Origin of the sequence: Paenibacillus amylolyticus (genome assembly GCF_051136285.1) — a bacterium.
In the GTDB taxonomy this organism is placed as follows: Bacteria; Bacillota; Bacilli; order Paenibacillales; family Paenibacillaceae; genus Paenibacillus; species Paenibacillus amylolyticus_F.
The window spans coordinates 6,515,074-6,539,908 of sequence record NZ_CP194938.1; the positions used below are offsets into that span (position 1 = coordinate 6,515,074).

Consider the following 24,835-nt stretch of genomic DNA (forward strand, 5'->3'; position numbering starts at 1 on the left):
GAGGAGGGACGCAGGTGACGACTGTATTCAGGCAAGATACAAGCCATGGAAAAAGAAGATCAGGAATGTATGAATTTAGCTCCATACCCGTACCTCAATCTGTCATAAGAACACTGCTGGATGAAGCTGATCCATCTTTATATGTGATGAGTCCGGCACCTTGGCGTTTTATGCTGTTCTCTGGTGAAGGGCGGAAGCTTTATATGGAAGCTGTCAGACAGAGCTATCCACCTCATCTTGCGGATTCCCATGGAAGCTGGGCGGCGCACCAATATACGGAAGCTATCCCTGCTCACCTGGTTGTGGTCGCCCCCACCAACACCCCGGAGGATCATGTCCTGCCCGCGAAGGCATGGAGCAAGCGATTCTGCATTCTGGCTGCTGAACAAGGGTTACATGCCGTCTGGAAGATGAATGATTATCAGCAGCATCCGGTGTTCATGAACCTGATGGGACTTACATCAAATGAAAGGGTGCTGGGTGTATTTCACATCGGTTACGGAGAGCAGTGCGGATTACCCGGTGTGGCGGAAGGCAGACCCGCATCTGAACTCATGACGGTATATGACCATTTGGTGTGAAGGGCAACGAGTTTGACATCGTCGTTGCCCATTGTACTCACTGCGTTGTTGTACACATGCTACCGTGCAAAATTGCCGAGGAACTGGCGAACGCGTTCTCTCTGCGAGTCATCCCTCAAGCTGGCTGAATATAAGCGGTTTGAGACAGTAATGGCATTACCGAAGAAAAATCGCTCGAACTGTGTCTGTCTGCCTCCAAAAGATCCCGCACCAAGTTCCCAAATCAAGCGGAACAATGAATTACGTTGTCTGGATTCCATATCTGAGCCTTTGAGGTAAACGTTTAATGATTCAGCTGAACCGGAGTGGAAATCCTCTTCCTGAGGAACCATGATCATGCCGCTGGAACTGAGCAACTGCAAAATCTCGATCATTTCAGGATAAAGCTTCGGATATAGAAAATTGGCTGCCATCAGCGGTTTGGGGGCTGGAAGGATATATCCCCTTCCATCTGGTACAGCACCTGCTTCCGCAGCGAGCGCGAGTGCTTTTAACGATTCAAGACCTGCGAGAGCACGTGCTGTCTTCTCCACCACATGGGCTTCGTTTTTCAGATCCAGTGTATCCGTTAGCAGTTGGATTGTACCGAGCACAAATTCAGTTTTGGCAATGTAACGGCATAACACCTGATGTCCGGCGTGAATATGGAAGTTACTTTGACTGAAAAGAGTGGAAGACATCTTCTCATTACCCGCAAAAAAGATACGGTCATGTGGCACAAGCACATGGTCAAAAATAACGATGTTGTCCATTTCCTCATACCTGGAGCTTAAGGGATAATTATAATTCGATGCTGCGGCGTACGTATCTCTGCAGATCAGACGGATGCCTGGTGAGTCATTGGGAACGGCAAAAGAAAAAGCAAACGGGTTCTCGTCATCGAAAGGTGCAGGGGAAGGCGAAGGGTAGACAAAAATTTCGTCTGACGTGGCGGCCTGTGTTGCCATCATAAACGCACCATTAATAATGAGCCCTTCATCTGTCCGATCGACAACCTTGGCAGCAATGGCATCTTCTGTGGCGTCCAACTGTCCTGAAATTTTACTCGCATGCGGCTGAATGAAGGCGTGAGATAGCGTAATGTCATTGTCGCGGCAATAGGCATAATAATTTTTTAGATTGTCAGCGTATTGGGGAGAAAGTTCAGTCAATAGGTCGGCTGCAGTAAAAAACGCCATAATTGCGGTGTTCATGTAGTCAGGCGAACGTCCCAGAAAACCGTGATGGGCCTGCGCCCATATGGTCATGGCTTCACGTCGTCTACGAAGATCGTTGACATGGGTTGGAGGCAGGAAGGACATGCCTACAGGTTTGCCATCGGTCGGGGACGCGTACGTCATTCGTTCTGCCAGCTGTGGATCAGACTGTAGATCATACATATTCATCTGGGTTTTCATCAAGCCGGAGAAGGCGATATGCTCGGAGCGTTTACCGGTAAGCAGTTCTCCTTTATACCAGCAGGGTACGGTTTGGGCGTTAATTCGTTCACAATACTGTAGGCCAGTTTTAACGGGCATTATTCTTCACCTCTTGGTCATGGTTCATGAGCACATTCATTTCTATCCCTATTCTACGTAAGGCAGCTGTTCTGTGTGCTACAGACCCAGGGTGAAAAATTTGAATCAAGGGCTTGATAATAATTATCATTCTTGCTAAAATAAATAAAGAAAAAGGAACCCCAGAGGGCTCCTTGAATGAAACAGTTTTATTTATTTGACTTCAAACGTTTTGCAGTCTGTTTCAGCAGACTCACTTGTTTCTTTGGAAGCGTGGCTCACGATGTAGATTGAAGATGCACTACACTTGTTTTCTTGAGCCCAGTGACGACAGGAATTCACTTCACACAATACGTCTTTTGCCATGATTGTAACCTCACTTGTAGTTGGATTTACATTCGTTGGTACAAAGAGATCCGGATACACAAGTTGCCGCTTGCTAATCTGGAACAATTTTCACGCTCTCATGAAACTGGAGGGCTTTTTTGTGTTGTACACAACGATGCACTTTCAGAATAGCAAATTTTCCTGGCCGCTGCAACCAAACGCTGACGCATAAGAGTTTTCAACGCAGACAAGGATTGCACACTTTGCAAAATGGCATCACTATGATATTATTTAATAGTAAAAATTACGATTAAAATCCGATGTTAAATAAAGAAACAATAGCAAGCAAACATTATGGAAAATAAGGTATTGAAAAATGATAATACAGATGTATATTTTTCTTGAAGGAGCTACACATACACATGAGCAAAATGAATAACACAAACCGAATTCCTCGTGCGAAGGGAATTGATATGGCAGCATTTTACACCCCAAAGGAATGTAGACGAAGAGCACAACATATTGTCTTCTCGACTGAGAACGAACGTATTGTTGAAGAGTTCATTACTATCCTGGGAATGAAGGAAAAGTTCAGAGAGCATGATGTATCCATTCCGAATAAAATGGTGATGTTTGGTCCTCCGGGTACAGGAAAAACATTAACCGCATCGTATCTGGCACAGAGACTGGAGCTGCCACTTGTATTGGTAAGGCTGGATGCGCTCATCCACAGCCATCTGGGGGAAACAGGCAGTAATGTACGCAAATTATTTGAATATGCTCGCCTTAATCCTTGTGTCTTGTTTCTGGATGAATTTGATGCGATCGGCCGGACACGGGAGAGTAACGACGAAGTCAAAGAAATGGCAAGGGTAGTGAACACCCTGTTGCAATGTTTGGATGAATTCGAAGGAGATAGCATCTTGGTGGCTGCCACGAATCTGGAAACACAGCTGGATCATGCGATCTGGCGCCGATTTGATACCAAGATGACTTACGGCATGCCGGATGAAGAGAACCGCAGGAAGTATATTAGCAAACTGGTGGGATCATTTGAACAGGAAAACAGGCTGGAGGATTACATCTGTGAACGTTTGGCTGGCTGTAGTTATGCAGATGTGGAACAGATTGTGTTAAAAGCGAAGCGTAAAGCGATTATTGGCAGCAGTGCTTTGCATAAACAGCTGATCTCTGATGCCTACGAGGAATACAGGCCACGAGTGCTGCAAGGATAAAAGTAGAACAAACCCGGCTTCCTTACTCATAAGGAATGCCGGGTTCTTTTTTATTACAATGCGGACTTCGCTTTGACAGGTGAACGATAGGTTTTATCCGGCATAAGTACTTGTTGCTGAGAAACCCAGCGTGGCAGGCTTAATCTAAACGTACTTCCTTCCGGACTGCTGGATACGAGGGCTAACTCACCGCCTTGCTCCTGCGCCAGAAGGCGGCTGTAGGTTAATCCAAGACCCAAACCGCGATTGCGACGTTTTTTCAGCTCTCCCCGATAGAATCGTTCGAATATGTTAGGCTGATCTTCAATGGAAATCCCCGTGCCGTTATCCTGCACATCGACATGTAACATGTCTTCCTCTACATGCAAATGTATATGGAATACAGATTGATGGCCTGGCGTAGTGGCATGAAGTCCGTTATTAAGCAGGTTCACAATAATCTGCTGGATACGGAGTGCATCACCCATTACATATAGTGCGCCAGGCGGCGCATGCAGCTGAACCTCGGGCGTATGTTCTTCATACGCTATTTTCCATTGGTAAATGATCTCCCCGACCAACAGCTTCAGATCGGTTCTTTCTTTACGAACAGTGACACTCCCGGCGGTCATGGCATTATAATCCAGCAGATCAGCAATCATCCGCTCCATGCGTTCGGATTCTTTCAGGGCGATATCCAGAAATTCTTTGCCTTCCTGCGGGCTGACCACATCGTCCCGTACAGCCATTACTAGTCCTTTGATTGAGGTGACAGGTGTTTTGAGTTCATGACTAACTCCCGCAAGAGAAAGTGTACGCCATTCTTCAAGCTGCCGCAGACGTGTTGCCATATCGCCAAAGGAGCTTACAAGCTCAGTCATCTCCCGCTCCCGTGTTTTAATATCAAGGCTTACATCGTAATTACCACCGCGAATTTGCTCTGCCGCATAAGCAACCTGACGAATGGGTCTCGATAACTTACTGGACAACAGGTAAATTGTAAACCAACCACAGAGAATAAGGCCTCCAAAAATCAGAACAACAAGCCATAGCGTTTCAGGACTGAACGTGATGGATTGTTTGGACTGCATGACCCATACTTTCCCAAGTGTTTGATTGCCATCTGTAATATCCACCGTTACACCAGCATATTTGCTATTACGCGGTTCAAGAAAATCATCGGAGAGTCGATAATAGACATCATCTTGCACCATTTCAGGCTGAGAGAAAATCAGCTTGTTGTTATTGTCCAGTACCATGACACAAAAATACTGATCGGTATTAAAAAGTTTCTCACGACTGCTTACAACGGTACTCAGATCAGGTGGAACTTGAAGTTGGTGATTCTTTACTGTCACTCGATCGGCAATCTCCCAACCAAGCAACTCAGCTGTTTTTAAACTTTTTTCGATAGAAGTTGTCCGTATCCAATAGAGTGCACCAGCTGCAATCACCGAGAAGCCGATACACAAAATCAGGAAGTAGCGCAGTGTCCAGTGTGACAAAATAGAGGTCGTTCGCTTTGGTTTGGTTGATGTCAGTTGGCGATCCAAAATTGATACCCCATTCCTCGCAGTGTCCGGATTTCTCCTGTGTCTGTTGCCCAGTGGGAGAGTGCCTGACGCAGTCGTTTGATCGATAAATCTACAGCCCGATCACTGCCCTCATAGTCCAAGCCCCATACTTGTTCAATCAAGTGATCTCTCGTGAACGTGCGGTTGGGATATTCGGATAGAAAAATAAGCAGAGACAGGTCACGTGGTGTAAGTGCAACCTCTGCGCCATTCAGCAGGACTTGCTTGGAAGCAAGATCAATGACCAGGTTGCCAAAGGAACGCCTGTCCTGACTACCGGAAGTCCAGTGTGGGTTCCGCCGCAGTACAGCATTGACGCGTGCGACCACCTCCTCGGGTACAAACGGTTTACTCATATAATCATCAGCACCGGCATTCAGACCATTGAGTCGATCTGTGATATCGTCCAGTGCGGTTAACATAATGACGGGACAAGCACTCTTTTCTCGAAAAATTCGCAGCAGATCCCACCCGTCCATCCCGGGAAGCATGATGTCTAATAATACGATGGAAGGATTTACAGAATCGAAAAGGGCTAAAGCAGCCTGGCCATCCGCTGCATGATGAACTTCAAATTCAGCTTTTCTCAGATAGGCAGCCAAAACACGTGCGATTGCCTGCTCATCCTCAACGATAAGTACAGATTTCAAACAGGGTGTTCTCCTTTCACAGACAAGCTTGTGTACTGATTTTACATGAGGCGAGGCATAAAGCCAATCCTGTTTTCACGTTTTGAAAAAAAATGAAAAAGAAGTTCATCTTGACTTCTTCCTGACACATTGGACTGTTATGATCCATATCAATAAGCAACGATAACCATACTGTACTGGAGGAATTATAGAGATGAGTAAAAAGACTAAAACATGGATTATTACAGGGGTAGCAGCAGTAGCCATTATTGGTGGAGGCGGTTATTACTTTGCAAATAGTTACCTGGGAAACAATGTTGAGATTGAGCAGGTTCTTCCGGCTAGTACGGCAGCATCAACTACAGCCGCAGATAGCGGCACGGTAAAAGCAGTGGAAAATAAAAAGGTTGGAGCAGACCAACTGAACGGGGACTGGAATATCAGCCAAGGTTCGAAAGTATACTTCTCAGTGACCACATCACAGGAGACCGTGAATTTTGTGGACGAGCAGGTTAGCGGGAAATGGACCATTAATGTGGATGACCCGGCTCAGTCGAAAGCAGAAGGAACAATCGAGATAAAAGGCATTGATTCCGGTAATGGCCAGCGGGACGAGCATGTGAAAAGTGCAGACTTCTTCGATATGGCTAAACATCCACAAGCAACATTTAAAGCTACTTCAATTGAAGGTATGCCTTCCGAATGGACAGAAGGACAGACAGCTGATTTGAAAATGAAAGGCACACTTACCGTAAGAGGTATTGAAAAGGAAGTTACATTTGACGCCAAAGCGGCTTATAAAGATAATCAAGTGTTGCTGTCAGGCACAACGATGGTTACGTTCGAAGATTTTGGCATGAAAAATCCACACTCCGTGGTGCTCTCTACAGAAAATGATATCCAGGTTCGTCTTGAATTGAAGCTGGCGAAATAATAGATCGCATCCATATCGTAGAATTGAATAGAGTGAGCTACTAAATCTGTTTTGTTCGCCTTCGGGCGGATGAACAGATTTTTTACTTTTGATAGGTTCGCTGAAAAAAGATGACTTCTGCTTATCTCCCTAAGGTTGGAAAATAAGGATTAGGCTAGACAGGACAGTCGTTAGAAAATTCGACATGGTTGAAATAACTGCTGTTTCCTTTCGATAATACCGTGTTGTTAAGGATCATGAAGCGCTTACAATGGGGAGGATTCAATACATTCATTGATCCAAGCACAAACAAACACGAGAAGGGGAGATCAAGAGTGAATAAGAGGTACATAAGCGGCTGTCTTGTTTTAATGTTGTTATTCTGTGATCTGGGTCTGATCGCCAGACCTGCGGAGGCAGCAAAAAATAATGTGGCGCTGAACAAGACGGTAACGGTGAGTTCGGATGAAAAAAGGTGGGGAGGCGATAAAGCACATCTGGTCGATGGCGATTTGAGTACCCATTGGAGTACTGAAGCTGGAGTGACCCCGGAAAAGCCGGAGTGGGTCATGATTGATCTGGGAGACACGTACAATCTCTCAGGAGCGGAAATCATGTGGAGAGAGAATACGGTTGTAAAGTATTCGCTTGAAATTTCTACTGACCAGCAGCAATGGTCTACTGTTGCCGATCAACAGGATAATGCGGATGCAAAACAGATTTCGGATCTGACTTTTCAGCAAAATAATGTACGTTATATTAAGCTCAACATATCTTTTTATAAAGAGGACGGAGCATGGCCCCAAATATTGGAGTTCAAAGTGTGGGGGGAATCGGAGGGTATGGAGCCAGCTAATATTACCGGTTTTGATTCCGTTCAATTAAGTACACTTCCACGAAGTGCGCCGATTCTGCCAGCGGAAGTCAAAGCAAACTATACAAATAAGAAGTCTGGCTTGGTTCCTGTAACCTGGGACAGCATTGACCCATCGAAATATGAAAAATCAGGTGAATTCTCTGTAACGGGTGCCGTATATGGGACAGACAAAAAGCCTGTAGCAACGGTTGTTGTACAAGGGTATCGTTCTGATTATGTCAGAGGCGTTGATATTTCGACTCTTACGGCGATTGAAGCTAAGGGTGGGAAGTATCTGGATAGCAACGGCACCGAGCGGGACTTGCTTGATATCCTCATGGATCGCGGTGTCAATTATGTGCGTCTGCGTTTGTGGAATGATCCACAAAAATCAGGTGGCTATAATGATAAAGCTGATGTCATCAAAATGGCTGTACGTGCGAAGCAAAAAGGGTTGAAGGTACTGCTGGATTTCCATTACTCGGACGAGTGGGCTCATCCCGGTCAGCAGTTGAGACCGAAAGCGTGGGAGAATCTGGATTTTGAAGGACTTAAGAGAGCGGTATACAAATATACTTTTGAATTCGTTAAGGAAATGAACAAGGCAGGCGCTATGCCGGATATGGTACAGATCGGTAATGAGATTAACAGTGGGCTTTTAAACGGCACGAACCTTAGCGTTAATTTTGCCGATAATGCAGCATTGTTGAAAAGTGGAATTGACGCTGTACGTGCAGTGGAAGCGGAAAACGGGAATGTTGGTGACCCGGCGAAGATTATGATTCATCTGGCGGAAGGTGGCAAGACGAATGATATCAAATGGTACTTCGGAGAGCTGGAACAAGCAGAACCAGATCTGAAGTATGACATGATCGGACTGTCTTATTACCCGTTCTGGCATGGAACATTTGCTGATGTGCAGCGAACGATGAATGAAGTATCCGCAGCGTTTGGTAAAGATGTGATCATCGCTGAAACATCCTATCCGTTCACTTATAAAAACGGGGACAAGCATGGAAATATCATCGGGTCGGACCAAGCGCTCCATGTTGGAGGGGCAACGTTCCCGGCAACGATTCAAGGTCAATATGATGCGATTGCGGGTATTATGGATCTGATCTCCAACGTGCCCAATAATCGCGGGGCAGGTTTCTTTTATTGGGAGCCTGCATGGATTCCGGCAGGTGTAGGCTGGATTGATACGGCAGGCGATGCGTGGGAAAATCAGGGCATGTTTGATTATGATGAGTATCCGGCCAATGGCGGGTATTCCAAAGAGGGCAGAGCGTTATGGTCTCTCGACGTATTTAAAAGAGGGCTTACACAAATGCCGATAGATCGGCAACAACTGGCAGCAGCACTGACACGGGCAAACTCGCTTGTGGAAGGTGATTTTACTCCAAAAACCTGGGTCAGTCTGGCTCCTGCTATTGTTGAAGCTAAAGGGGTATACGCCAAAGCATATACGTCAGGTGGTGTGAGTCAAGAGGAAACCAATGCTGCAACAGCATCTTTGGAAAATGTAATGTTACAGCTCGGCGTGATTACACCGAAACTGGAACCACTTCAAGCGACAATTGCAGAGGCAGAGAAGATTCAACAGAATAACTGGTCGGATGCAACATGGAGTGTATTCAGTAAAGCACTGGAACATGCAAAATCCGTTGAGGCTAACTCACGAGCTACTCAGACGGATGCAAATAAAGCAACAGATCGTCTTAAAGAAGCCATTAATGGTTTGTCTGACGTAGATAAAACAGAGCTGCACCAATACATTCAGCTCATGCAGTTGGAAAGTGAATCTTCATATACTCATCGTAGCTGGTCTGTTCTACAGCAAGCTTTGCAGCATGCAGTTCAGGTGAGAGACAATGCTGTTGCTGTGCAATCTCAGGTAAACGAAGCAATGGATACATTAAAACAAGCCTTTACAAATCTGGTCAAACTAGAAGCCTTGACCACAGGTAAAACCGCTACTGCATACAGTAGTGCTGGAAATGGTGGCGGTAAAGACAATGCACCGTCAGGTGCAATTGACGATAATCCAAATACGTCTTGGGGGACAGAACGGGAACAGAATGAAAATCCCTGGTGGACGGTGGATCTTAAACACGTTGCCAATCTCCGTAAAATTGAAATGTCGATGTGGAGCGGCGGGATCAAATACAGAATTGATGTATCCAACGATAATGAGCATTTCAAGACGGTAGTGGATACAACCAGCGATGTTGTCGTATCTACATCCCCAAGTCACGTTCTCCCTGAGGGAACAGAGGGGCGTTACGTTCGTGTGACCATTACCGCGGGTTCCAATTGGGTTGGATTCATGGAATTTGAAGCTTATGGTACCTTCCCGGCTGACAAAACCGCTTTGAAATCAACCGTTACATCTGCGGAAGCATTGAAACAAGCCGATTACACAGCTTCAAGTTGGAGTGTGTTCAGTAAAATGCTTGGGCAAGCTCAGCAGCTTGTTCTGGATGTTGAAGTTTCAGAACAAGAGCTAATTCATGCAAATCAGCTTCTGAAGGAGGCCATTGCACAACTGGCACGTCAGACGACAAACCCGGGCACAGGACAGCCATCTCAGCCAAGTCATCCGTCCGGGTCATCGGCACCTTCAACAAGTACGAACAATCCGGCAACGACATCTCAGCCAACACCTGGGAGCGAAACAGCGAGCGGTTCTATTACTGTAAAAGGAACGGCAACAGAAGATGGCGCATATGCAGTGCGTCTAAGTACAACTGAGCTTACTCAGGCCTTGAAATCAATGGACACAGGCAAACGTACATTGAAGCTGGTGGCCGATGTACCAGACAGTTCCAAAACAGTGAAGTTCCAAGTACCAACAGGTCAGCTCTCTACATGGGTTCGTTCGGAGGAAGTGCAATCCATCGAAGTGGTTGTGGGCAACACGACCATTCGTATACCGCTACATGCATTGCCACTGACCATTGCCGAGACAGCAGGCACATTGGATGTCGTTGTATCGGAAGGTTCAGTAGATATGCTGTCTGCTACACAACGAGCAAGGATTGGCAACTCACCGATTGTTCAGGTAGATATGAGCTTAAACAAAAAGTCTTTCTCGTTGTCGGATCGAGCCATTGAAGTGGTTTTATCTGATGTAGAGCCTGTGAAAACAAAAGATACAGTGATGGTTGTGAATGCAATCTCGACTGGTGGTGAGCTACAACCTGTAACGCACTCGCAATATAATAAATCTTCGGCGACGATTGCATTCAAGCCGATTCAAGCTGGTCGTTATGTGATTAGCTATGTTGAAGTGCCTTTGTCGGATATGCAGCAGCATGCCTGGGCTACTCAGGAAGTACAGAGCCTCTATGCCAAAGGTGTACTTGCAGGCATGAATGCAACAGATTTTGATCCACAGGGTGAACTTACACGTGCACAATTTTTGCAGATGCTTGTTAAAATATCAGGAAATGTGAGTCAGCCTGACCATTCGATTACGCTGCCACGGGATGTGAAGCCAGATCATTGGTATGCCGAGACTGTTCGTATGGGTCTTGCGATGAATATTGTTGAAGGTCGAGTAGATGGAGCGTTCGGTGCGAATGATCGTATTACTCGTGAAGATATGGCAGTGATGCTGTATCGTGCAATGCAAGCAGCCAAACGAGGAAACAGCTCCGCTCCTGCAGTTGCTGGTCAGCTTAAGTTTAAAGATCAAGCCGACATTGCCGGGTACGCAGAAGGTGCGGTGGCATCCATGTTAAATCTTGGGGTATTAAAAGGTCTGCCTGATAGCACATTTGCTCCAAAGCAAACTGCAAATCGTGCACAAGGTGCCGTTGCGGCAGCAAGATTGCTGGAACAGATGTATTAAGAGCTACAGTTTTAGTTATAAAATGTATGAAATACGAACATGTAAGTCATAAAAAGAGGTCGAATCCATGATTCGGCCTTTTTTTATGAAATTCATTAATGTCGTATTGACAATATCAAAATCATTTGTTATCATTTCGATAATATCAAAACGACATTATTATGAAATGGGGAATAAACCATGTTTGGATTCCGATTTGTAAAGTTTCAACCAAGTGAATACGTTATGAAAGTGAAGAACGGCAAGGTACAGCGCGAAGGCGTGGGTTTATCCTTTTATTATTATGAACCAACGACTTCGGTGGTTGTACTGCCTGTATCTTCGGTGGATGTGCCCTTTATGTTTGAGGAGATTACAGCGGATTATCAGACGGTTACCCTACAGGGACAACTCAGCTATCGCATCATGGACTACAGCAAAATTACACAAAGCCTGAATTACACGTACAATTTACGTAAAAATCAATATATGTCTGACGATCCTCACAAGCTGGATCAGCGGGTGATTACCATTGCAAAAGTGCTCACGAAGAAATATTTGGAGCAGTTGCCGTTAAAAGAAGCGATTCAATCCAGCGAACGGCTCGCCAGCAGCATGAAACGAGAGGTCGCGCAGCATGAAGAGCTGGAAAAGCTGGGCGTAGAGCTGATGAATCTATCCATTTTGGCTATTTTGCCTAATAAGGAAACGATGCGTGCGCTGGAAGCACAGGCGCGGGAAGAAATTCTGAAACAGGCGGACGAAGCTTTATATGTGCGGCGCAATGCTTCCATTGAACAGGAACGCCGCGTGAAGGAAAATGAACTGAATACCGAGATTGCTGTAGAGACGAAGAAGCAACAGATTCGGGAAACCCAATTACAGGCAGAACGCTCGGTGAAACAGAAGCAGAACGAGATGGAGCAGGAACAGCTTCAGTTTAATACAGCGATGGAGGAGCGTAAGCAGCAGTTGATTGAGCTTACGATTGCGAATAAGAATGCCGAAGCGGACGCCAAAGCGTATGAGATTGCAGCAGTTATGAATTCGCTCCAACATGTTCAACCGAATGTGCTGCAAGCCATGGCCAATATGGGCATGAATTCAGATAAACTGATTGCCCTTGCGTTCCAGGAACTGGCCGAGAATGCTGGCAAGATCGGGCAACTGAATATCTCGCCAGATCTGTTACAGGGTCTAATGGCTCCAACAGAAGGAAGAGGTAAGGGAGGGGCAGCACGATGATTCTTGGATGGGGTAAACCAACCAATCTATCCGCTTCCAGAACACGGTTTATACGATCCAGCCAAGTTAGTCAGAAAGGGTCAGATACTCAAGCCAATCTGGTGAAACAAGTTAGCGAGACAAGTCAACAAGTCGAGAAAATTAACAAGGCTTTTCCTCAAGTTGGAGGGAAGGCGGGAGGTGGGATTACGGATGGCTAAGATGAAAGAACCCATGAGTGAGCACAAACTGATTCTGATCAAGCGAAGAACCCGGCTGGAGGAATTGATTGTTCGCTACAATACCGTACAACAGGCGCAGTTCTACATTGAACGTCTTGGCGCAGACTTCAGTGATTACATCGACGAAGACCGTCGTTACCGACAATCGATCCAGCTTGCCCAGCAGCAATTGAGCCAGCTTGGACGTGTTCAGATGATTGACCGAGAACATGTGCCGAATTTTATATTTGGAGAGCAGGATATTGTCGTTGTCGTTGGGCAGGATGGCTTGGTCGCCAATACGTTGAAATATGTTACGGAGCAGCCGCTCATTGGTGTGAATCCAGACCCGATGCGATGGGATGGGGTGCTGTTACCTTTTACAGTGGAGGATTTAAGCTTCATTATTCCGGATGTGATTCGTAAGCAGCGTGCGCTCAAGGAAGTCACACTTGCCAAGGTTGAGCTGAATGACGGACAGGTTCTGTACGGTGTCAATGATCTGTTTATTGGTCGGAAGACACATGTATCCGCTCGTTATGAAGTTAGATTGGGAACCTCCACTGAAAATCAATCATCCAGCGGCATTATTGTATCTACAGGTATGGGATCGACCGGATGGTTCAAGAGTGTGCTGGCTGGTGCTTCAGGCATTGTCAGTTCGGCGGCGTGGCAGCATGTGAACAGGGGAGAACGGAAGCAACTGACTAGTGATGAAAGAGCAGTTGACTTCAAAGGAACGGCTTCTGAGAGCGGATCGAACAAGAACGAATTTTCGTGGGATTCCCCTTATTTATATTTTACGGTACGTGAGCCGTTCCCGAGTCGAACCACAGCGGCGAATCTCGTGTTTGGACAGATTCATGCGAAGCAACCGCTGCATATCGTTTCACAGATGCCGGAGGATGGGGTTATTTTCAGCGACGGGGTGGAGCAGGATTTTCTGGAATTTAATTCGGGGGTGCATGCAACGATTGGCCTGGCGGAGAAGAGAGGTCGTTTGGTGATATGAATGAGTTTCTTTTATTATAATATGGATCTATGCTATATTTTCTAATTATCAAACAGACAGTAATTCAATCGCTGCACTACAGCCTGCATTTTCTTGATTTGAATCAAGGAGATGCAGGTTTTTTCGCGTTAAGATGGATGCATAACCAGAACAAATACAGGAGGATGATGATCATGAGTATTACGTCATTACAAGAAGTTAAAGCATACAATACAGAACGTTTCACAAAACGGGTGTTGTTTCAACAAGGAGGCGGTGTAACCTTTATACTTCATTTTCTGCCAGGACAACAGCTTCCTGTTCACAAACATCCTGGTGCAGACCTCACACTTCTCGTCGTTGAAGGCAAAGGTACACTGATTCTGGATGGAAAAGAGCATGAGATTCAGGCAGAAGATGTGGTGTCCTGCGGAGGTGAGACTGAATTTGCGTTCCATAACACGAGTGATGCGGAGGTCCGTTTGTTCGTGGTATTGAATAAAGTGCCGGAAGCGTCTTATGCCAAGGATATCTAATATTCAATAGAAGTGGATGAATAATAGGGAATGGGGACTCCGTGAGGAGTTCTTTTTCTTTGGTGCTGAAGTGAGCGTAAGAGAAAGCGAAAGAGAAGAAATAGAAATAGAAATAGAATAAATGAAAATGGAAATGGAAATTGGAAAGTGAAAAAAGCATCTCATATACGTGCGAAACGGAATACAAACAAAAACGTACCGTGGCCTGATTGGATCAGAGCTTGAGTACGTTTTTTGGGGGAATTGATGTTCATCAGACTGAGTTGTTTGGACATATATCCTTCTGCCGACATCCTTAATTTTAAGCACCTGTTTAAAAATATCCGAGCATTTCTTTGGCTTCTCTGGACATCAGCTGCGGAGACCATTGCGGTTCCCATACGACCTGCACGTCAATATCGGCTTTGTCAGTATTTTCTTGTAAAACCCATTTCACCGCACCAACGATGGTGTCGTGCAGTGGACAGCCTGGTGTAGTAAGTGTCATACGCACTTGAATGCGTTCAGGTTCTTCCTTTACTTCATATACAAGCCCGAGGTCAACGATGTTGACACCAAGCTCCGGGTCATAGACTTCTTTTAAATGCTCGAGTAAATGTGAGGTTTGTTCCATCTTTTCCACGCTCCAATCCATCTTGTTAACGTCTGAATACCAAGGCGATATTTGAAATATACACGATTGAAATGATAGACAATAACGTTCCGCCAACCATCATGACTTCAGCCAAATTGATCAGAATACCGCTGACTAACAGCAGGCTGGCTGCGACCATCGCAAGTATTCCAAGGTTGATCCTTTTTTCACTTAACATACCAGCCATGAGTGGAGTGCCAGGACGTCCGGCGAGTTTACCGTATTTATGGGTCCACCATAGAAAAGGCACTATTTTGGAAGCATACCCGAGGATCGTAAGGGATACCCAGCCTCCAAGATATACCCAACCAGTCAGAAGCACAACGCGTGAATCAAGTAACTGCTCCATCCCTTGCGCACTATAGATTAACAGAGCCATGGAATATCCGAGCAAGGCACGGCTTACATAGACCGTCCAGCGGATTCCGGGACCAGGGTTGCTTTTATGCCGTTTCTCCTGAATTTCCTCCAGATGCCATACGTAACAGATCAGTGCTCCTGTCAAAAGCAAAAGCGCAAACCAGAGTAGGCCGCCCTTTATACCAGTCAGGAATGCGATTACTCCGAAGATAACAGCGGCATTCCACAGGACCAGAACAAGCTTCTGCATTCGGATGGAGAAATCATGGGACAAATAAAACATCGGCAGCATTTTGTAGCTGAATCCAGTGATTAACATGCCAAACCATCCGAGGGTTCCCATCCAGATATGTGCGCCAAACAATCGTTGATGCAGACCATTCCAGTCGCCAAAAGGAAAATTCAGTCCCATCAGCATGCCGGATAATCCGGTAAGTACAAGGTACAGACAGGCACATGCTGCGCTGATCGTAACGGGGTTCCAAATTGAAGCACGGAGGAGGGTGATAACCATGTTCAAACCGAATAACAAGATGCCGAATAGTGCAAGCGTCGCTGAGCAGGCAATCCAGATCACATCAGCCTGAGTGAAACCAATTAACATGCCGGTAGCGCCGATGGTGAACAAGAAATAGTGACAGTAACCGAGCACTGTACTGTAGATATTCGTTTGCAAAATGACATGTATCAACTGATAAACAGCACCCATCGCCAGCATAGTGGCCCACCCGAGCACGAACAAATGGGCATGAAACCAGCCTTCGGGTCCTCTTAATTCATCACCAAGCCAGCCTGTTAGTGAGAGCAGGGAGAATGCATGATACATTACAAATCCAAAGATGCCCGTGATGATAAAAAGAAATGGCAGTCTGGACATGGCGTTCGCCCCCTTACCCTTTTTCAATTCTGACTTTGGCTGTACCATCCGCCTGATCCTCAACGGTGTAGAGACAACCGAGCTGATTCAATTCCTCGATCAAAAAAACAGGGACACGGTCATTGTGAATCAGTACAACTTCTCCCGGTTTGCAGCGTTCGAGAGCCGCTAATGTGCGCATCATCGGTTGAGGTGGCTCCAGTCCGCGATTGTCCAGAACGATGTTCGGCTCCTGCAATGCGGGTGCTGTATCTTGTGCTGAAAGCTCGGATTCTGAAGTTGCATCTATCGCTGGAGGTTGCCCCTCACAGGAAGAGTTGACATCATTAGAGGCCAAGTCTTCAATCGATGATGCAGATAATGGTTGCCGATCCAAAGATTTGGATTGAACCGCCGCAGAGACTTTCGCTGCAGCGGTTTTATTTTTCTTATGAACAAATGTAGTCACCCAATGATTGGACTCAAGACGCTCGGATGTACTGGAGTATCCTTTCATCTTAAGAATGCCAAGCAGGGGAATTGGTTTGAACGGCGCATGCAGCACGAATACGTCTTCGTGTTTCAGTTCTTTAACAGTATCCATAATGAGCTGAAAAGGCTCCAGTTTTTTGCTCAGATGAGCACGTACGTCCAGTTCCACAATCTTAACGTCGGTTTCAGACATTAGCGTTCACATCCGTTTCAGTGCTGACTGTCGCAGCTGCACTCTCTTGCTGAACCAGTTTGATCGAAGACTCATACAAGGCGCCCATGCCGCCGTACAAGGCATAGAAGAATGTGTCGGGTGCATCAAGAGAGAAGGAGAGATAGGTTTTGGGATCCATCTCAAGCACACGCTCAAACAGTCTCGCACTGTCATAGGCATAGAAGCAAAAATGAGTAAATTCGAACACGGGCATTTTCTCGTAAAGTGTGATGATTTCTTGTGCATAGGCTGCCTGCTCACGCTGAGCGATCTGAATCATGGATATAGCATCATCGAGTCCCAGCGTCAGACGCAGTGTAGTATCGTTAATGATTTCAACATGCGCCATTCCCGTTCAACTCCAATCTATCGTTTAGTGATTTTGACTTGAAACGTTATAGGACCCTGTTCGATGTATTCCCAGTCAAAACCGTCAGGATGTGTCGATTGAAACTGGAAGCGGAGTGGTTTTGGATCGTGATCATTAACCAGCAGCATAGCTTCCTCGGGCTGAAGGGCTTCAAACGTTTCAAAGATAATTTTATGTTTCAAATGAGGTGGATACTCTGTGGCATTAATGGTTGCAGCATATGTGTTCATATGTCATTCCTCCAAATTGGGATTAGTGTGGTGTGTTGCAACTTGATTATAGAAAAGCAGACAGGAGAGCTGTGTGAGCCTGCTCACACCTTTATTTTTGTCATAATCTCGCCTTATTTGAGTTGAAATCCTGTTCGGAAAAGGAATACCATTATTACTTGCGTATATCGGTTGCGGATCGATGAAAAGTGATCCAACATACAGAAAGAGACCTTAACTTGATTTACAGTAGTAAGGTCTCTTTCTGTACAAAGGGCAGTCTCAATCGGGAGTAGATGATCCGTGTTCCAGATGAAATCGATCTAGTGTGGAGCTGTGATTAAGAGTAATCGGAAGAAGAAGCAGACGGAGGAAAAGAAGGCAAGAAACAATCTTGCCTTCTTGCTCAGGCGTCTCGTTGTTCCTTTAAAGCTTGCAGGTTGTGAATGATGATGCGGCTGCGATCGACCTCAAGGAATTCGTCTTTGGCGAGCTGATTCAGCAGACGATTGGCCGTCTCCCGTGTCGTTCCGATGGAATTGGCAAACTCCTGGTGTGTCATGGGGAGATTGATGACAACCTTATTGGCTTGCTGCTGACCGTGCTGCTCTGCGAGCATGAGAAGAAAGGAAAGCACACGATTACGAACATCCTGACCGGAAAGCACTTGTAATTTGTCTTGTAACTCGCGTATCTTGTCGCCTAATACACGCATGATCTTGATGGCAATCGAAGGTGTGCTAAGCATAAGGCGTTCAAAATGACGGACAGGAATCGCCAGCAGACTTGTCGGCGTGATCGCGACAGCAGTAGCGGGATATGGATGTGCATTGAAAAAGCCGGTATGTGGGAACATATCACCCGTTTTGAGAAAGGAGACAATCTGTTCATGTCCGTTCTCGTCCGTTTTGTAAGCTTTGACAATGCCAGTACGGATGAAGAACACCGCTTCTTTTTCACTGCCTTCACTAAAAATCACTGTTTTTTTGCTGATGCTTCGGGATATGGCGATTTCTTCAACCTGTTTCAACTCTTCGGGACTCAGATCCTGAAAAATTGGGAATTGCTGCAGAAATTCTGCTGCGTTTTCTTTGTTCACCCTGGTCATATGAATTCATCCTCTCAGTAGAGCTTTTATTTAATATGTTCACTTGATCTATCATCGTATTTTCGTATCTTCATACCATCAGTGCTTAAAGCCTCATTTTGTAATGACAAATCGGACAGGAGGTTATGATTGAATTGAAAAGCAATGGAAGTACAAATTTAACACCGATCGTTATCCCTCATGAGCATGGTGGATGGGCAATGGTCAGCGTACCCTTTCTCGTCGGAGTGGCGGCAAGCAGCCCTCAGTGGCTTCATGTGCCTCTATTTTTGGCTTGGCTTGGTCTCTATCTGACCGCATATCCTTTGTTGCAATCACTCAAACGAAACGCAAATCGGCAGCGTTTATATCAGTGGGCCGCCATATACGGCACGATTGCCTTGGTCTGTCTCATCCTGCTGTAAATGACATCATTTTATCATAACGTGATTTAAGTCCACGTCAGGTGACATAGGTCACACCGTCAGCGGATTGACATGGAATGATGAATTATAGGGAGAAGCACTGCTCGTTTAACCGACTGTTTTATGAAAATAAAGACCACTGGATCAAGTGATTGTTTTTAATCTGTTATCCCGGGTTAATGGGAGATAAAACAATCTGGAACAAGAGAGGAGCCTTCCCGGATGTGGATTGCATTCATGTGGGGCGGCATCTCCGCCTCAGCGGTTGTGATTGGTGCACTTGCTGCCTTGTTTATGAAGATTCCGAAAAGGGTTATCGGTTGGATTATGGCTTTCGGGACAGGTACGCTGATTGGTGCAGCTACGTTCGAGCTTCTCGGAGACGCACTGAACGATGGAGGCATGTTGCCAACAGCAATCGGATTTACCGCTGGAGCTGTGGTGTACACGTTGTTTGATTTGCTTATCTCGTCCAAAGGTGGTTCGGATCGTAAACGTTCCAACAAGAAAGACTCAAGCCAGCAAAGCGGGCTCGGCATATTCGCAGGCACGGTGATGGATGCAATTCCCGAGTCAATCATGCTGGGTGCCAGTTTGTTGGCTGGTAACGGTGTCAGCGTGGTGCTGGTGGTATCGATTTTTGTCAGCAATATCCCTGAAGGCTTATCCAGTACCGCAGGACTGAAGAATAGCAAGTATAGCAAAGGCAAAATTCTATTGATGTGGCTCGGTGTATTGCTGATTTCAGCACTTGCCGCAATGGGCGGTTATTTATTCCTGGAACAGCTACCGAAAGAGATGGGAGCAGCGATTGGTGCTTTTGCCGGAGGAGGCATTATAGCCATGCTCTGTTCAACCATGATGCCAGAGGCTTTTGAAGAAGGCGGCCCTGTCGTAGGGTTGATTGCATCGATGGGATTACTGGTTTCTTTGCTGCTGGATATATAATCCTGAACATGTTGTGACACCTTCCGACTTATGTATGTAAATTATGTATGTAAAGAAAAAGAGTATCCCCCTCAGATTTATTCTGAGTTACGGATACTCTTTCATATAGGTAGATATCGTTTAGTTATTATCGTTTAGAGGTTGTACAGCAATTAGTGACCGGAGCAGCTTCCGCCGCAGCCACAGGCTTCTTTGCCCAGCTCTTTGGCTTCGGGCAGACGATTTAATTCAACCGATTTTGTAAAATAGTTGCTGATCTGCTGGTGTAATTGGCTGAATTCACGCTGTGCATAGATAAATCTGCGAATCAGCGGATGATCATAGAGCGCACGTTCTTCCTCTTCGTAGATTTTAATCTCCGATTCGAGCAACTCAATATTTTGACGCTCTTTCTCTTCAAGGGCCTGATGTTTCTCCATGAAGTACTCATACTGCTCTGTCGCTTGTTCGTCTGCGGCAAATTGATCGATCATCTCACGCATCTCTTTGTAGCCTTCATCTTGTAACAATAGGGAGCATAGCTCCTGCATTTTATGCATAATGATTTGTTTGTCCAATTTAACAACGGTAGTCGTCATAAGGTTAGCCTCCTGAAATTCTTTTCTTATTAATCACTTTATACTGTAAATCAGACGTTCACTGTGACGATACTCACAACCTGGGTTAAGTAGTTTACATATGCGAGCAGGCGATGAATCGATCAGGAGATCATATCTTTTAACTCCTGCAGCTGCAGAATCCGAATCTCATTGCCGTTTACCTGAAGCAGCCTTTGATGTTGCATCATGTTTAATTTCCGGCTTAACGTCTCTGGTGTAATTCCTAAAAGCAAGGCCATATCCTTTTTGAAAACAGGCAGTCGGATCTCATGGTTTGCATGATTCCGGGTATGGAAGTCGAGGAGCAACTTCGCAATTTTTTGCTCCGTCGTCATTGCGCTGAGGGAGCTGTTCCACTCGTCGGTCTCATGGAGCAGACGGGTGATGGCAAGCAAAAAATGATAAGCAAGTTTGGGGTCATGCTCAAGTAATTGGTCAAAGTCCTGTTTGCGGATAGAGCATATCGACGAGGTCTCAAGAACCTCGGCATTGGATTGATGCGGTGTCTGATGCAGTAATGAATTCTGTCCGAAAAAATCGCCTGAGAACAGAAACCGGATAATATGTTCTTTGCCGTTCTCGTTATATTTGGATAGTTTAACACTGCCCTGATGTATCACAAAAAGGGTATCTGAACGTTCGCCTTCCTTTACAACATACTCGCCTTTATGATATTTCCGGGTATGGAGAAGAGAGGTCAGCAATGCAGCGTCCGCAGGGTCCCGATGCTGAAACAGCGAAACTTTGGTGAAACAGGCGTCGTTTTTTTCATGGATACAGATCATCTCTTAGTCACCTCTTGTATATTAATGAGCCATGGTCTCACCACCGTGATTTTTGCCATCCTTCGTTACACGAAGTACAGCAGAGGCACCTTTGTCCACGTGTTTGAATTGATGGGTTACGATGGGATAGTCACCTTCCTCGGTGACCGTAAACTCAACAACCGCTCCTCCGCTGGCGGGAAGCATAACCGTCTGGATTCCGTACTCGATGTTTCTTGGGTTACCGTCCGTGTACACCCGATCCATAATCGTACCTACGACATGGAAGGAAGAGACTTCATTTGGACCCGCGTTGCTGATATAGATGCGCACGGTATCTCCTACCTTGGCCAGCAGTGGATGTTCTTTCAAGGTGTAGGTATTACCATTAAAAACAACATACTCCGGTTCCCCGTTCACAAAAGAATTGTAATCATGCTCTTTGTACCATTCGCTCTGCACAAGGGTATACGAACGGTCAACAAGATGATCCGAAGGGTATCCTGCTTTGGGTTCAACGATAATCATGCCGTACATGCCATTGGCTATATGGGCGAGGGTCGGCTTGCTTCCGCAGTGATACATAAATACGCCGGGATTGGATGCCGGATAAGTGAACGTATCTTCTTCTCCCGGCATGACATCGATAAACTTACTGCTCGGAGAAGCGTGAACAGCGTGCATATCCATCGAATGGTTCATGCGGGCATCTTTATTTGTTAACGTAAAAACAATCGTATCCCCCTCTTTCACACGCAGGACGGGGCCAGGAGAAGTCCCATTAAAGGTCCAGGCGTTATAGATGATACCTTTCGCAATTTCGATATCGGTCACTTGGGCGGTCATTTCGATATAGACGGTTTGACCTTCTCTGCGGATAATCGGATCAACGGGTGGCTGACTTGGCGCAGAGCTGGAGAAAACCGCTTCATTTGAGTTGTGCTGAACGGGACTTGTGGAACTGCAATGAGATAGAGCGGACGTAAAGATGGTTAAGATTAACGTGTATTTATAGATGTTAGGAAACGAGAGCATATAATCACAACCCTTTCGGTTAACAAGTGATGATTTTCACAAAAATAGATTGGAGAAATGAGGGTTACAAGAATGTCCTACGTTCAGATTACGTTATCGATGGGATGATGGGTGTGATAAGGCACACACTTGTGTAGGACTATGGACGTTATTTTAAGACAGTCCGCCTGCATTTGTTGTGCTTGGGTAAAGAGTTTCATATAATTTTAAAGACGGTTATATGGAACGATGTGGGATTATGCAGTGGATGTATATAAGTTGATTTTTTCTTTTACACGTTAACGGAGAGGACAGAAAAAACCTGGAAAGCGAAGCGGTCGCCTAGAAGCTTTCTGTAAGAAAGCTACATCGGAAGCATATGCTTGTCACCGGATTTTCTCCTCTGGAAAGGGAATCTAAAAAATCTGGGGATAACAGCGATTGTAAGGTTATTCTGTCATCGGAGTGGCCTGTGTAAAATCTTTAGTTTAACTTATATAACAGAAACCGTAGAAGAAGGGAGAGGTTGCATATGATACGTTTCGAAGACGAACCTGCATTCAAATACAGCTATTATGCCGTGCTTCACCGCGGAGAGCGAATCGATGTCAAATGTCCATCATGCGGCGGGCATGCTTATATTGAATGTCGTAATAGAGAATTGCATTGGAAATGTAACGAGTGCTACGCTCATGCGGTCAAAGAAGAAGACTATGAATATACGGGCAAAGGATACTGTGCTATATGTGAGCGGTGGTTTAATGTAGTGGTAACGGACGAGAAGATGACATCACATTCGCTTGTACATATTACCTGTCCACACTGCGGAGCTAGTAATCAGGCTAAACTGCATAAACGGGCGGTTAGTCGGGGGTATTACCGGGATATTCGGCTAGGTCGAGACCCGATCTTTGATTTGGAACTGTACTTTCTGGACTACATCCGCGGCAAGCAGATTTGGGCTGTGAATCGTGAGCATCTGAACTATCTGATGGCTTATGTTTCTGCTGATTTGCGGGTGAAGTATGGTGGAGTCATGATAAAGACAGCATCTCACAGCATACCGGCGTATATCAAAGATGCCAAGAACAGGGAGGCCGTGATTCGTATTTTGACCAAAATGCAGCATAACATCCGATGAAGATCATCATCAGGGACAGGGGAAGAAAAAGATGAATAAACGAATTGTCACGGGGATCACTCTGTTTGTGTTTGCCATGCTCTGCATTCCTGCTTATTTTATTATGCAGACCTATGGTGTATTTCAAAAAGAAAAAGTGTTATCTGATTACGCCATTGCGGTGGATGTGCAAGGGGAATCATACCAGGCATGGCCGCTGATCAACAGCTTTACAGCGATGGACAAAGGAGAAGAAGATCGCCAGCTGTATTACCGTATCGACGTGAGTGGTCTTGAAAACTTGTTTCAGCTGGCATACAAGGAGTATGAGGTTACACCGGGTGGAGACAATCCGTTTCTGGCCGGTCAAGTTAACTTCTCGCAAACGGATCATAAGTATGTGCGGAGTGAGAACAAATACACCAATGCAAAAGACTTTGTTACAGTACTAACCCTGGTAGATCGCGAGGGAAAGGTAATATATACCTATGAACAAACGGGAAAAGGAGACGGCAAATTGGTGAAGTCTATCATTCATCAAGGCATGAGCCGTACAAGCAATCACGGCACGGAAGCCGCTCGTGATCCCTACCTGAATATTACGGCGTTGTTTCGTGAAAAGCTGGGCATCGATGTAAAACTGACGGTGGATGATGAGCATAAAGTCGTCACCATTCGAATGAACAAAATGGAGGCGAAATAATGAATATGTATGGTGTAGAGCGTGGGCCTGTATATCTGCAAGGGCTGACAAAGAGCGTGACGGCAGAAAAAACACATGATGTGGAATGGCAAGGAAAACTGCAGACAGCTGACGGACATGATCAGTTTCATATTTTTTATTATGGTGACCTGGATGAAGATGATCTAATTATGTGGCATGATATGACACCGTTGTTGGTTTATGCAGAACATACGGTAACAGGTGAACGTTATCTGCTCATTGATGCGGCGAAGCACGGTTACGATGCGATGTTGTGTGAAACATATCCGGAGGAAAAAGTGAATAAAAGGCCGCTTCGTCCTTATCTCGATGTGGAGGGTGAGGATACATTCGAAGTTCATCTGACAGCATTTTACAATGTGCCATGGGATGAGGAGTTTGGTGAGGACGCCCAGGAAGATGGAACATACGAACTGATTACAGGCGAGCGTGTACATTTTAATGAAGTTAAACGTAATGGTTATGATGCTTTTGCCATTCGTATTCGCAATCGGAAAGGTGTAGAAACCGAAATTGTACAGGAAGAGTTGGCTTAAATGTGATACGTCAATCAATATAATGGCATCTGATGGATTCAATCCATCGTGTAAATCCTGTTGTGAACTATAATTAGGAGCTGATTCCG

General features: G+C 45.6%; 26 protein-coding genes. 13 read left to right on the top strand and 13 right to left on the bottom strand.

From position 1 onward, the window contains the following. The first annotated feature begins 14 nt into the window (after nt 1-14). Nucleotides 15-581 carry a nitroreductase family protein gene (locus ACR8BL_RS28445; RefSeq protein WP_434750635.1) on the top strand — a complete coding sequence of 189 codons (567 nt, stop codon included), beginning with the start codon at nt 15-17 and terminating at the stop codon, nt 579-581. 59 nt (nt 582-640) lie between these two features. Here the strand turns inward: ACR8BL_RS28445 and ACR8BL_RS28450 are convergent, their stop codons facing one another. Both ACR8BL_RS28450 and ACR8BL_RS28455 read right to left on the bottom strand, forming a co-directional pair. Further along, nucleotides 641-2,098: a 4-hydroxyphenylacetate 3-hydroxylase family protein gene (locus tag ACR8BL_RS28450; RefSeq protein WP_434750636.1), complete on the bottom strand. Its 1,458-nt coding sequence runs from the start codon at nt 2,096-2,098 to the stop codon at nt 641-643. A 192-nt stretch (nt 2,099-2,290) separates the two neighbouring features. After that, nucleotides 2,291-2,443, bottom strand: a complete 153-nt coding sequence (locus tag ACR8BL_RS28455; RefSeq protein ID WP_434750637.1) for a DUF1540 domain-containing protein — start codon at nt 2,441-2,443, stop codon at nt 2,291-2,293. Between the two features lie 383 nt (nt 2,444-2,826). Here ACR8BL_RS28455 and ACR8BL_RS28460 point away from each other — a divergent pair, with 383 nt between their 5' ends. Next, nucleotides 2,827-3,639 carry an AAA family ATPase gene (locus ACR8BL_RS28460; protein ID WP_434750638.1) on the top strand — a complete coding sequence of 271 codons (813 nt, stop codon included), beginning with the start codon at nt 2,827-2,829 and terminating at the stop codon, nt 3,637-3,639. Nucleotides 3,640-3,692: 53 nt separating this feature from the next. Here ACR8BL_RS28460 and ACR8BL_RS28465 read toward each other — a convergent pair whose 3' ends face one another. Both ACR8BL_RS28465 and ACR8BL_RS28470 read right to left on the bottom strand, forming a co-directional pair. Then, nucleotides 3,693-5,171 carry an ATP-binding protein gene (locus tag ACR8BL_RS28465; protein ID WP_434750639.1) on the bottom strand — a complete coding sequence of 493 codons (1,479 nt, stop codon included), beginning with the start codon at nt 5,169-5,171 and terminating at the stop codon, nt 3,693-3,695. Beyond that, nucleotides 5,156-5,842 (bottom strand): response regulator transcription factor, encoded by a 687-nt coding sequence (locus tag ACR8BL_RS28470; RefSeq protein ID WP_434750640.1) that lies wholly within the window; start codon nt 5,840-5,842, stop codon nt 5,156-5,158. The genes ACR8BL_RS28465 and ACR8BL_RS28470 overlap by 16 nt, the downstream gene beginning before the upstream one ends. 193 nt (nt 5,843-6,035) lie before the next feature. On the opposite strand from ACR8BL_RS28470, the gene ACR8BL_RS28475 reads away from it, so the two are divergent. From ACR8BL_RS28475 to ACR8BL_RS28500, 6 genes are all read left to right on the top strand, one after another. After that, the gene (locus ACR8BL_RS28475) at nt 6,036-6,755 is read left to right on the top strand and encodes a YceI family protein (RefSeq protein WP_434750641.1); all 720 of its coding nucleotides are present in this window, start codon (nt 6,036-6,038) and stop codon (nt 6,753-6,755) included. Between the two features lie 314 nt (nt 6,756-7,069). After that, nucleotides 7,070-11,443, top strand: a complete 4,374-nt coding sequence (locus ACR8BL_RS28480; protein WP_434756506.1) for a glycosyl hydrolase 53 family protein — start codon at nt 7,070-7,072, stop codon at nt 11,441-11,443. 180 nt (nt 11,444-11,623) lie between these two features. Then, a complete protein-coding gene (locus ACR8BL_RS28485) occupies nt 11,624-12,667 on the top strand; it encodes an SPFH domain-containing protein (RefSeq protein ID WP_434750644.1) in 1,044 nt (347 codons plus the stop codon). Continuing rightward, a complete protein-coding gene (locus tag ACR8BL_RS28490) occupies nt 12,664-12,867 on the top strand; it encodes a hypothetical protein (protein ID WP_434750645.1) in 204 nt (67 codons plus the stop codon). Before ACR8BL_RS28485 ends, ACR8BL_RS28490 begins: the two co-directional genes overlap by 4 nt. Before the next feature lies 1 nt (nt 12,868). After that, the gene (locus ACR8BL_RS28495) at nt 12,869-13,879 is read left to right on the top strand and encodes a sugar kinase (RefSeq protein WP_434752956.1); all 1,011 of its coding nucleotides are present in this window, start codon (nt 12,869-12,871) and stop codon (nt 13,877-13,879) included. Nucleotides 13,880-14,052: 173 nt separating this feature from the next. Then, complete coding sequence (locus ACR8BL_RS28500) at nt 14,053-14,394, top strand: cupin domain-containing protein (protein WP_434750646.1); 342 nt, start codon at nt 14,053-14,055, stop codon at nt 14,392-14,394. Nucleotides 14,395-14,707: 313 nt separating this feature from the next. On the opposite strand, the gene ACR8BL_RS28505 is transcribed toward ACR8BL_RS28500, so the two are convergent. The 6 genes from ACR8BL_RS28505 to ACR8BL_RS28530 form a co-directional block, all read right to left on the bottom strand. Then, a complete protein-coding gene (locus tag ACR8BL_RS28505) occupies nt 14,708-15,007 on the bottom strand; it encodes a metal-sulfur cluster assembly factor (RefSeq protein ID WP_434750647.1) in 300 nt (99 codons plus the stop codon). Between the two features lie 25 nt (nt 15,008-15,032). Continuing rightward, a complete protein-coding gene (locus ACR8BL_RS28510; RefSeq protein WP_434750648.1) occupies nt 15,033-16,265 on the bottom strand; it encodes a hypothetical protein in 1,233 nt (410 codons plus the stop codon). 13 nt (nt 16,266-16,278) lie between these two features. Beyond that, nucleotides 16,279-16,929, bottom strand: coding sequence for a DUF2249 domain-containing protein (locus ACR8BL_RS28515; RefSeq protein WP_434750649.1), 651 nt, complete (start codon nt 16,927-16,929; stop codon nt 16,279-16,281). After that, nucleotides 16,922-17,299 (bottom strand): hypothetical protein, encoded by a 378-nt coding sequence (locus tag ACR8BL_RS28520; protein ID WP_434750650.1) that lies wholly within the window; start codon nt 17,297-17,299, stop codon nt 16,922-16,924. The genes ACR8BL_RS28515 and ACR8BL_RS28520 overlap by 8 nt, the downstream gene beginning before the upstream one ends. A gap of 17 nt (nt 17,300-17,316) precedes the next feature. After that, nucleotides 17,317-17,550: a DUF2249 domain-containing protein gene (locus ACR8BL_RS28525; RefSeq protein ID WP_090917009.1), complete on the bottom strand. Its 234-nt coding sequence runs from the start codon at nt 17,548-17,550 to the stop codon at nt 17,317-17,319. Nucleotides 17,551-17,935: 385 nt separating this feature from the next. Then, nucleotides 17,936-18,637: a Crp/Fnr family transcriptional regulator gene (locus ACR8BL_RS28530; protein WP_434750651.1), complete on the bottom strand. Its 702-nt coding sequence runs from the start codon at nt 18,635-18,637 to the stop codon at nt 17,936-17,938. 125 nt (nt 18,638-18,762) lie between these two features. On the opposite strand from ACR8BL_RS28530, the gene ACR8BL_RS28535 reads away from it, so the two are divergent. Together ACR8BL_RS28535 and ACR8BL_RS28540 are read left to right on the top strand one after the other, a co-directional pair. Continuing rightward, nucleotides 18,763-19,041, top strand: a complete 279-nt coding sequence (locus tag ACR8BL_RS28535) for a YwiC-like family protein (RefSeq protein WP_434750652.1) — start codon at nt 18,763-18,765, stop codon at nt 19,039-19,041. Nucleotides 19,042-19,263: 222 nt separating this feature from the next. Then, a complete protein-coding gene (locus ACR8BL_RS28540) occupies nt 19,264-19,989 on the top strand; it encodes a ZIP family metal transporter (protein WP_434750653.1) in 726 nt (241 codons plus the stop codon). A gap of 152 nt (nt 19,990-20,141) precedes the next feature. On the opposite strand, the gene ACR8BL_RS28545 is transcribed toward ACR8BL_RS28540, so the two are convergent. The 3 genes from ACR8BL_RS28545 to ACR8BL_RS28555 form a co-directional block, all read right to left on the bottom strand. Further along, nucleotides 20,142-20,567: a YlbF family regulator gene (locus tag ACR8BL_RS28545; protein WP_434750654.1), complete on the bottom strand. Its 426-nt coding sequence runs from the start codon at nt 20,565-20,567 to the stop codon at nt 20,142-20,144. 122 nt (nt 20,568-20,689) lie between these two features. Next, a complete protein-coding gene (locus ACR8BL_RS28550; protein WP_434750655.1) occupies nt 20,690-21,373 on the bottom strand; it encodes a Crp/Fnr family transcriptional regulator in 684 nt (227 codons plus the stop codon). 21 nt (nt 21,374-21,394) lie between these two features. Continuing rightward, the gene (locus ACR8BL_RS28555) at nt 21,395-22,387 is read right to left on the bottom strand and encodes a multicopper oxidase domain-containing protein (protein WP_434756507.1); all 993 of its coding nucleotides are present in this window, start codon (nt 22,385-22,387) and stop codon (nt 21,395-21,397) included. A gap of 511 nt (nt 22,388-22,898) precedes the next feature. On the opposite strand from ACR8BL_RS28555, the gene ACR8BL_RS28560 reads away from it, so the two are divergent. Genes ACR8BL_RS28560 through ACR8BL_RS28570 form a run of 3 tightly spaced genes read left to right on the top strand, consistent with a single transcriptional unit; the run spans nt 22,899 to nt 24,746 of the window. Continuing rightward, entirely contained in the window at nt 22,899-23,507 is a 609-nt protein-coding gene (locus tag ACR8BL_RS28560; RefSeq protein WP_434750657.1) for a hypothetical protein, read from the top strand. Nucleotides 23,508-23,538: 31 nt separating this feature from the next. Then, nucleotides 23,539-24,189, top strand: coding sequence for a hypothetical protein (locus tag ACR8BL_RS28565; RefSeq protein WP_434750658.1), 651 nt, complete (start codon nt 23,539-23,541; stop codon nt 24,187-24,189). Next, nucleotides 24,189-24,746 (top strand): hypothetical protein, encoded by a 558-nt coding sequence (locus tag ACR8BL_RS28570; protein ID WP_434750659.1) that lies wholly within the window; start codon nt 24,189-24,191, stop codon nt 24,744-24,746. Before ACR8BL_RS28565 ends, ACR8BL_RS28570 begins: the two co-directional genes overlap by 1 nt. Nucleotides 24,747-24,835: the final 89 nt, after the last annotated feature.

Bases quoted from the DNA above. Each gene is read 5' to 3' on its own strand.
- ACR8BL_RS28450 (WP_434750636.1), bottom strand. From the start codon at position 2,098: ATGCCCGTTAAAACTGGCCTACAGTATTGTGAACGAATTAACGCCCAA.
- ACR8BL_RS28455 (WP_434750637.1), bottom strand. From the start codon at position 2,443: ATGGCAAAAGACGTATTGTGTGAAGTGAATTCCTGTCGTCACTGGGCT.
- ACR8BL_RS28460 (WP_434750638.1), top strand. From the start codon at position 2,827: ATGAGCAAAATGAATAACACAAACCGAATTCCTCGTGCGAAGGGAATT.
- ACR8BL_RS28475 (WP_434750641.1), top strand. From the start codon at position 6,036: ATGAGTAAAAAGACTAAAACATGGATTATTACAGGGGTAGCAGCAGTA.
- ACR8BL_RS28485 (WP_434750644.1), top strand. From the start codon at position 11,624: ATGTTTGGATTCCGATTTGTAAAGTTTCAACCAAGTGAATACGTTATG.
- ACR8BL_RS28490 (WP_434750645.1), top strand. From the start codon at position 12,664: ATGATTCTTGGATGGGGTAAACCAACCAATCTATCCGCTTCCAGAACA.
- ACR8BL_RS28495 (WP_434752956.1), top strand. From the start codon at position 12,869: ATGAAAGAACCCATGAGTGAGCACAAACTGATTCTGATCAAGCGAAGA.
- ACR8BL_RS28500 (WP_434750646.1), top strand. From the start codon at position 14,053: ATGAGTATTACGTCATTACAAGAAGTTAAAGCATACAATACAGAACGT.
- ACR8BL_RS28505 (WP_434750647.1), bottom strand. From the start codon at position 15,007: ATGGAACAAACCTCACATTTACTCGAGCATTTAAAAGAAGTCTATGAC.
- ACR8BL_RS28510 (WP_434750648.1), bottom strand. From the start codon at position 16,265: ATGTCCAGACTGCCATTTCTTTTTATCATCACGGGCATCTTTGGATTT.
- ACR8BL_RS28515 (WP_434750649.1), bottom strand. From the start codon at position 16,929: ATGTCTGAAACCGACGTTAAGATTGTGGAACTGGACGTACGTGCTCAT.
- ACR8BL_RS28520 (WP_434750650.1), bottom strand. From the start codon at position 17,299: ATGGCGCATGTTGAAATCATTAACGATACTACACTGCGTCTGACGCTG.
- ACR8BL_RS28525 (WP_090917009.1), bottom strand. From the start codon at position 17,550: ATGAACACATATGCTGCAACCATTAATGCCACAGAGTATCCACCTCAT.
- ACR8BL_RS28530 (WP_434750651.1), bottom strand. From the start codon at position 18,637: ATGACCAGGGTGAACAAAGAAAACGCAGCAGAATTTCTGCAGCAATTC.
- ACR8BL_RS28535 (WP_434750652.1), top strand. From the start codon at position 18,763: ATGATTGAATTGAAAAGCAATGGAAGTACAAATTTAACACCGATCGTT.
- ACR8BL_RS28540 (WP_434750653.1), top strand. From the start codon at position 19,264: ATGTGGATTGCATTCATGTGGGGCGGCATCTCCGCCTCAGCGGTTGTG.
- ACR8BL_RS28545 (WP_434750654.1), bottom strand. From the start codon at position 20,567: ATGACGACTACCGTTGTTAAATTGGACAAACAAATCATTATGCATAAA.
- ACR8BL_RS28550 (WP_434750655.1), bottom strand. From the start codon at position 21,373: ATGATCTGTATCCATGAAAAAAACGACGCCTGTTTCACCAAAGTTTCG.
- ACR8BL_RS28555 (WP_434756507.1), bottom strand. From the start codon at position 22,387: ATGCTCTCGTTTCCTAACATCTATAAATACACGTTAATCTTAACCATC.
- ACR8BL_RS28560 (WP_434750657.1), top strand. From the start codon at position 22,899: ATGATACGTTTCGAAGACGAACCTGCATTCAAATACAGCTATTATGCC.
- ACR8BL_RS28565 (WP_434750658.1), top strand. From the start codon at position 23,539: ATGAATAAACGAATTGTCACGGGGATCACTCTGTTTGTGTTTGCCATG.
- ACR8BL_RS28570 (WP_434750659.1), top strand. From the start codon at position 24,189: ATGAATATGTATGGTGTAGAGCGTGGGCCTGTATATCTGCAAGGGCTG.